General features: G+C 59.5%; 3 protein-coding genes, 1 tRNA gene and 2 rRNA genes (1 of these 6 running past the window's edge). 3 read left to right on the top strand and 3 right to left on the bottom strand.

All coding sequences use genetic code 11. From position 1 onward, the window contains the following. The 3 genes from NKH91_RS23470 to NKH91_RS23480 form a co-directional block, all read left to right on the top strand. The coding region (locus NKH91_RS23470; RefSeq protein ID WP_352951007.1) for an ATP-binding cassette domain-containing protein at nt 1-678 on the top strand (678 nt) is incomplete at its 5' end. After that, a complete protein-coding gene (locus tag NKH91_RS23475) occupies nt 675-1,466 on the top strand; it encodes an ATP-binding cassette domain-containing protein (protein ID WP_352849369.1) in 792 nt (263 codons plus the stop codon). The genes NKH91_RS23470 and NKH91_RS23475, both read left to right, overlap by 4 nt. Next, nucleotides 1,463-1,969 carry an L-2-amino-thiazoline-4-carboxylic acid hydrolase gene (locus NKH91_RS23480; RefSeq protein WP_352849367.1) on the top strand — a complete coding sequence of 169 codons (507 nt, stop codon included), beginning with the start codon at nt 1,463-1,465 and terminating at the stop codon, nt 1,967-1,969. The genes NKH91_RS23475 and NKH91_RS23480 overlap by 4 nt, the downstream gene beginning before the upstream one ends. Before the next feature lie 623 nt (nt 1,970-2,592). Here NKH91_RS23480 and NKH91_RS23485 read toward each other — a convergent pair. The 3 genes from NKH91_RS23485 to NKH91_RS23495 form a co-directional block, all read right to left on the bottom strand. Then, nucleotides 2,593-2,669: transfer RNA gene (locus NKH91_RS23485), tRNA-Met, on the bottom strand. Nucleotides 2,670-2,902: 233 nt separating this feature from the next. Next, a 5S ribosomal RNA gene (rrf, locus tag NKH91_RS23490) occupies nt 2,903-3,017 on the bottom strand. A gap of 96 nt (nt 3,018-3,113) precedes the next feature. Next, nucleotides 3,114-5,000 (bottom strand): 23S ribosomal RNA (locus tag NKH91_RS23495) (it continues 920 nt past the right edge of the window).

A 5,000-nucleotide genomic window follows, 5' to 3' on the forward strand; every position in this document is an offset into this window, starting at 1 on the left:
CATTATCGGGGCCCGCGCCCGTGGTTAAAAACCCCCCCCCCGTCTGCCCGCCCCCACTGGCCCGGCAGGACAGAGGGGGGTGCGACGGGACGTCAGCCTGCAAGTCTTCGCGACCATGCTTCAATCGGCGGCCGTGACATCGGCTTCATCTTCCAGGATCCATCGGCGAGCCTTGACCCGGTGATGCCAATTGGCAAGCAGGTCGCCGAGGTCGCCTACACCCACCTCGGCCTCAATTGGCCGCAAGCCTACGCGAAGGCCCAAAACTTGCTTGAACGGGTCCGTCTGCCCGACCCCAATGCGGCTATGCATGCCTTTCCACACCAGCTTTCCGGCGGCCAGAAGCAGCGCGTCGCCATCGCCGCGGCAATCGCGTCCGGCCCGAAACTGCTGATCGCCGATGAGGCGACCAGCGCGCTGGACACCATCGTGCAGGCCGAGATCGTCGCGCTAATTCGGCAATTGGTGGCCGAGGACGGCATGACGCTGTTGTTCGTCAGCCACGACATCGCGCTGGCCGCTGAGCTGGCGGGGCGCATCGCCGTGTTCCGGAATGGCGAATTGATCGAACTCGGTGCGACGGCGCAGGTCGTCAGTGCGCCGCGGCACACTTACACTCGGGCGCTGCTTGACGCTCATCTCGGCCTCGACGCCGAGCCGCTGTTGCAGCGAACATGACCAGTCCTCTGCTCGCCGTTTCCGGCCTGACCAAACGATACCCTCGCGGCGGCAAGATCATTGCCGCGGCAGATAACGTTTCCTTCCACATCGAAGCTGGCGAGACGCTGGCGCTGGCCGGACCTTCAGGCAGCGGCAAGTCGACGATAGCCCGGCTGATGCTGCGGCTCATCGAACCCGACGCCGGCCATATCGAATTTGAAGGCAGCGACTTCCTGTCAATGAACGGCGCTGCCTTGCGCCACCGGCGCGCTCGTCTGCAGATGGTGTTTCAGGATCCGCTCGCCGCCTTGAACCCGCGCGCCACGGTGGCGCGTGTGCTCGACGACCCCTTGCGCATCCATCACATTGCCTCTCGTGCCGAGCGCCCGCGCCGTATTGCCACTCTGCTGGAGCGCGTCGGCCTCAGCCCCGGTCTCGCCGGCCGCGCCATTCACGAAATCTCCGGCGGCCAACGCCAACGAGTCGCCATCGCCCGCGCCATCGCCACAAAACCGTCGCTGGTCGTGCTCGACGAGGCCGTGTCGGCGCTCGACGTTTCGGTGCGCGCGCAGATCCTGCGGCTGCTGCTCGACCTTCAACGCGAGGAGCGCATCGCCTATCTGTTCATTTCGCACGATCTCGGTGTCGTCCGTGCCATCGCCCACCGCGTCGCCATTTTGGACGCCGGGCGCATTGCCGAGAGCGGCGATGCCCGTACCGTTATCGACGCGCCGCAATCCGCGATCGGCAAGGCGCTGGTGGCGGCAGCGCCAAGACTGTCAAGGATCGAACAGGACGCATCATGACCGACGTCGAAGCCCGAGCCGAAAAACTGTCGCGCGAACTCGATTCCGCCTTCCGTAACCGCGCCGATCTCTATCGTCTGTTGCTCGACGAGCTAACCGCGGAAGTTGGCGCGGAAAAGGCTGAGGCTATCATGATCCGCACCATCGAACGGCGCGGCAAGGAGGTTGCGGCGTCGGCCTTCGCCGATTTCGGCCCGAACGACGCAACGGCGATCGGCGAGGCGTTCCTCGCCGTCAGCCCGGATGGCGGCCGCATGTATCCGACCGACGTCGAACGCGGCCAAGGCCGCATCGCCTTCAAGGTCAAGCGCTGTCCGCTGAAGGACGCTTGGGTCGAAGCTGGCGTTGGCGACAAGAAGCTCGCCACGCTCTGCCGCATCGCCGGCGCCTTCGACCGCGGCCTGTTCGAGGCCACCGGAGTGCGCTTCGACAACGTCACCTGGACGCCGGGCCACGGTTCCGGCTGCTGCCACATCGCCTTGACCAACCGGGATGCCGGCTAGAGCTGCAGTTCGAGCCATGTCGGCGAAGACGTAAAGTTCCGTTTCGTAACCGGCGCCATAAGGCAAGCGGGGGTTTTGATGTGTGCATTGCAAGGAATTGGTGCCGGCCGGAGGCGTCTTTGTGGGTTCACGGCTGTGGCCTCGAGCCACGGCAATCAAATCAATCCGAGATTTTGTCGGATTGCGGCATTCTTATTCGTCTTCAGTAGGGGAGTTCCTGGAGGTGAATTATGAGCGAATTGCCGGTGGTCAGAACGCGACTCAAAGGCAAAAACCTTACGCAGAGCATGCTGATCCCAACCGAGAACATGGTCGCAGACGAGCTCCGGGCTGCGCGACCTGGCCACTTGTCGGACCTTGCAGAGTTACGACGTAAGCTCGCGGCAAAATACGGAGCAGACGCCTGCTGCCCAGTGACTGTGCGGCGGCACTTGGTGCATATCAGTCAAGACGGCAGCGCGCCCTTTTGGCGCGTCGTAAATCCCGATCGGCCATTCGCCCGACGTATGAGAGGTGGATCGGAACACATACGCGAAAGATTGGCTGCGGAATGCTAAGTGTCCTGTCGCGGCACTTCAGTGCATACGAAAACGGCCCGCACAAGGCGGGCCGTTTTCGTACTTTGGTTGCGGGGACAGGATTTGAACCTGTGACCTTCAGGTTATGAGCCTGACGAGCTACCGGGCTGCTCCACCCCGCGTCAACTTCACGGCGAACGCCGGCCGGGCAGCCCGGGCTTTTTTGTTTTGTCCGTCCTCAAGGCCTTCGCCTTGTGGGCGGACGGGGCGCTGCTCCACCCCGCGTCAACCCCAGAAGTAAGCCTTGGCTCACTGAATTCAAGCTTCCGCCAAATGAAAGGGCCGCTTGCGCGGCCCGGAGTCCCGTTGGCGGGCCTGTTCGTAAGGAGAAGATTAAACAACGTGCGCTTGGCAGACCTGGCAGCGACCTACTCTCCCGCGTCTTGAGACGAAGTACCATCAGCGCTGGAGCGTTTCACGGCCGAGTTCGGAATGGGATCGGGTGCAGCCGCTCCGCCATAACCACCAGGTCGGCAAAACGCACGTTGCTCGAGAAGCTGTTTTCTGTGCCATCCATCTCGGCGCAATCCAAGGATTGTCGCCAGAAATGGGCATTAGGAATGAGAACGATCAAGCCGATCGAACTATTAGTACCGGTAAGCTTCAAGCGTTGCCGCTCTTCCACACCCGGCCTATCAACGTGGTCGTCTTCCACGGTTCTCAGGGAATACTCGTTTTAAGGTGGGTTTCCCGCTTAGATGCCTTCAGCGGTTATCCCGTCCGGATATAGCTACCCTGCTATGCGGCTGGCGCCACAACAGGTCCACCAGAGATCCGTCCATCCCGGTCCTCTCGTACTAGGGACAGATCCTTTCAATATTCCTACACCCACGGCAGATAGGGACCGAACTGTCTCACGACGTTCTGAACCCAACTCACGTACCGCTTTAAATGGCGAACAGCCATACCCTTGGGACCTGCTCCAGCCCCAGGATGCGATGAGTCGACATCGAGGTGCCAAACAACCCCGTCGATATGGACTCTTGGGGGTCATCAGCCTGTTATCCCCGGCGTACCTTTTATCCGTTGAGCGATGGCCCTTCCACGCGGGACCACCGGATCACTATGACCGACTTTCGTCTCTGCTCGACTTGTCAGTCTCGCAGTCAGGCAGGCTTATGCCATTGCACTCAGCGAACGATTTCCGACCGTTCTGAGCCCACCATCGCGCGCCTCCGTTACTCTTTAGGAGGCGACCGCCCCAGTCAAACTACCCACCATACATTGTCCCGGACCCGGATAACGGGCCGCGGTTAGACATCCATAGTGATAAGGGTGGTATTTCAAGGGTGGCTCCACCTGAGCTGGCGCCCAGGTTTCAAAGCCTACCACCTATCCTACACATGCCACTACGAATGCCAATGTAAAGCTATAGTAAAGGTGCACGGGGTCTTTCCGTCTAACCGCAGGAACCCCGCATCTTCACGGGGAATTCAATTTCACTGAGTCTATGCTGGAGACAGCGGGGAAGTCGTTACGCCATTCGTGCAGGTCGGAACTTACCCGACAAGGAATTTCGCTACCTTAGGACCGTTATAGTTACGGCCGCCGTTTACTGGGGCTTCGATTCAGAGCTTGCACCCCTCCTCTTAACCTTCCAGCACCGGGCAGGCGTCAGACCCTATACGTCGTCTTGCGACTTCGCAGAGCCCTGTGTTTTTGATAAACAGTCGCTACCCCCTGGTCTGTGCCACCCTCCCATGCTTGCGCATGAAAGGGTCACGCTTCTTCCGAAGTTACGCGTGCAATTTGCCGAGTTCCTTCAGCATAGTTCTCTCAAGCGCCTTGGTATACTCTACCAGTCCACCAGTGTCGGTTTCGGGTACGGTCTATAAGGAGGAGCTATTTCCTGGAACCACGCAGCAGCCCTTTCAATCCGATAAGATTGGACTACCTCAATGATCCGTCACTTCCTCCAGGCCCACGAATATTAACGTGGTTCCCATCGTCTACGCATTTCTGCCTCGACTTAGGGGCCGGCTAACCCTGCTCAGATTAGCTTTAAGCAGGAACCCTTGGACTTTCGGCGGGGGAGTCTCTCACTCCCCTTACGTTACTCATGTCAGCATTCGCACTTCTGATACCTCCACCATCCCTCACGGGTATGGCTTCATCAGCTTACAGAACGCTCCGCTACCGCTTGCATTGCTGCAAACCCTAAGCTTCGGTGTATGGCTTTAGCCCCGTTACATTTTCGGCGCAAAGACCCTTATTTAGACCAGTGAGCTGTTACGCTTTCTTTAAATGATGGCTGCTTCTAAGCCAACATCCTGGTTGTTTTGGGATCCTCACATCCTTTCCCACTTAGCCATAACTTGGGGACCTTAGCTGTAGGTCAGGGTTGTTTCCCTTTTCACGACGGACGTTAGCACCCGCCGTGTGTCTGCCGACTATTACTCCCAGGTATTCGGAGTTTGGTTAGGTTTGGTAATCCGGTGAGGACCCCTAGCCCA

Source organism: Mesorhizobium sp. M0894, assembly GCF_040319725.1.
In the GTDB taxonomy this organism is placed as follows: domain Bacteria; phylum Pseudomonadota; class Alphaproteobacteria; order Rhizobiales; family Rhizobiaceae; genus Mesorhizobium.